The 1,869-nt window shown below is 35.4% G+C and carries 1 protein-coding gene and 1 pseudogene; both read left to right on the top strand.

Annotated elements, in window-relative coordinates:
* Positions 1-986 (top strand): HD-GYP domain-containing protein (locus V7659_RS01090; protein WP_335537537.1); only part of this gene is annotated, 986 nt, incomplete at its 5' end.
* A 164-nt stretch (positions 987-1,150) separates the two neighbouring features.
* Positions 1,151-1,869: pseudogene (locus V7659_RS01085) on the top strand (hypothetical protein); the annotation flags it as partial.

Genomic DNA, 1,869 nt, shown 5'->3' with positions numbered 1-1,869 from the left:
ACTATGTAGTATTATTAATATTAATACCTATTATGTACTACTTAAGTAAGATGAATAAGCAATCCATGATTAAATTTGTCTTCATTACCTGCTATCTAGTAACTGCTTTCACTGTTGATATTTTTACCTATTTCGGTAGAGGCGATGAATACTCCAGCGGTAATGTTGTAGAGATATTTTTAATGTTAACATTACCTCTTTTCCTTAGTAAAAGATACTTCTGGTTAGTGAGTTTTGGGATCATCATAAAATATACTCTTACTAGTATTATTTTAGGTATTTCTATTCTTATCGTTCCGATTATACTAATCGTTATTTTATCTATTGTGTCTTTCCTTTTATTAGTCCGCTTCCAAGGTTATGTCAAAGCGATAAGTACATCGTATGATAATCAACTGCAGGGGATTGTTAAGGGGGTAATAGCTACCCTTGAACTGAAGGACCCATACACTAGGGGACATAGTGAACGTGTCGCTAGTTACGCCCTATTATTAGTTCAAGAATTAGGGGGACTTTCAAAAGAAGAACAAAAATCCTTTTATTATGCATGCCTGCTCCACGATATAGGTAAAGTTCATATTCCAGATCAAATCCTAATGAAACCTGAAAAATTAACAAATGAAGAGTTTGAGATTATTAAATCACATCCAAGTGTAGGGGCCGAAGCAGTTCAAAATGTTGAGGGAATTAAGGAAAGTATTTGTGTAATTCGTTCTCATCATGAACGTTGGGATGGTAAAGGATATCCTGATCAATTAAAGGGAAATGAAATTCCAATACTGGCGAGAGTAGCCTCGGTTGCAGATGCGTTTGATGCCATGACATCATCGAGATCCTATCGAGCGGCAATGCCGGTAGAAGTGGCCTATCAACGTATTATTGAAGGAAATGGTTCTCAATTTGATCCGACGCTTGTGGAAGTCTTTAAAAAAGTATTCCCAGCTTGGGTTGAATTCCATAATAGATATCCATGGACTAATAAGTGAGAAAAACTTAAGGAGGTGGACCAATGAAAATCCGTAAGTTAAAGAAAGTAAAGACGACTTGCTGGTGGTGTCCATATGTAGGAATTAAGCCTTAAGGAGGATGGATGTTAGCGAATGCTAGCATCCTTCTTTAATGGGTCAAATACAAGTAAAAGGGTGTTTAAATGGGAATTACGCTTGATTCACGTCTATTGTTGGTTCCAATTGTCATTCGAAAGGATAAAAAACATTACATCATTGAGGATACACTTTCTGGTGATTTTTACGAAATGCCCAAAGTTTGTGTTGATGCAATCAATTTAATTAATCAAGGTGAACAAATTGGAGAGATTGAACAAACACTTAAGAAGAACTATCCTACAGAAGTAATTGATCTCCTTGATTTTGCTGAACAGCTTTTAGAATTGGAACTGGTTCATGAAATTGATGGTGTGAAGCTTGAAAAAAAGCAACCACCCAAGGAAGGTTTCGGAATATTAAGGATTCCGCCTAAGTTGGGACAATTGTTTTTTAATAAGTTTACTTACCCTGTATATGTATTTTTATTTGTTTTTAATCTGATACTTTTTGCAATTCATCCTTCTTTATTCCCTCATCATAAAGACATATTTGTTTTTGATATTATGGTACTAAACGTAATACTTTGGATGACGTTTACATTTATTTTAGTTCTGGTTCACGAGTTAGGTCATGTTTTGGCCATGAGAGCACATAACCTGCCGACGAAAGTGGAAGTTAGCCATCGTTTATTTTTTGTTGTCCTAGAAACCGATATGTCATCCGTCTGGAAGTTAGCACCTAAGGACCGAAATATTCTATTTCTTTCGGGTCTTTGTTTCGATACAGTCCTTCTATTTATTGCTCTTATTAGTCAATTGATGTT

This window comes from Neobacillus drentensis, from assembly GCF_036966985.1.
Taxonomy (GTDB): domain Bacteria; phylum Bacillota; class Bacilli; order Bacillales; family Cytobacillaceae; genus Neobacillus; species Neobacillus drentensis_E.
Note: the sequence above shows the minus strand (reverse complement) of the source record. Positions and strands in the feature narration are given on the sequence as shown.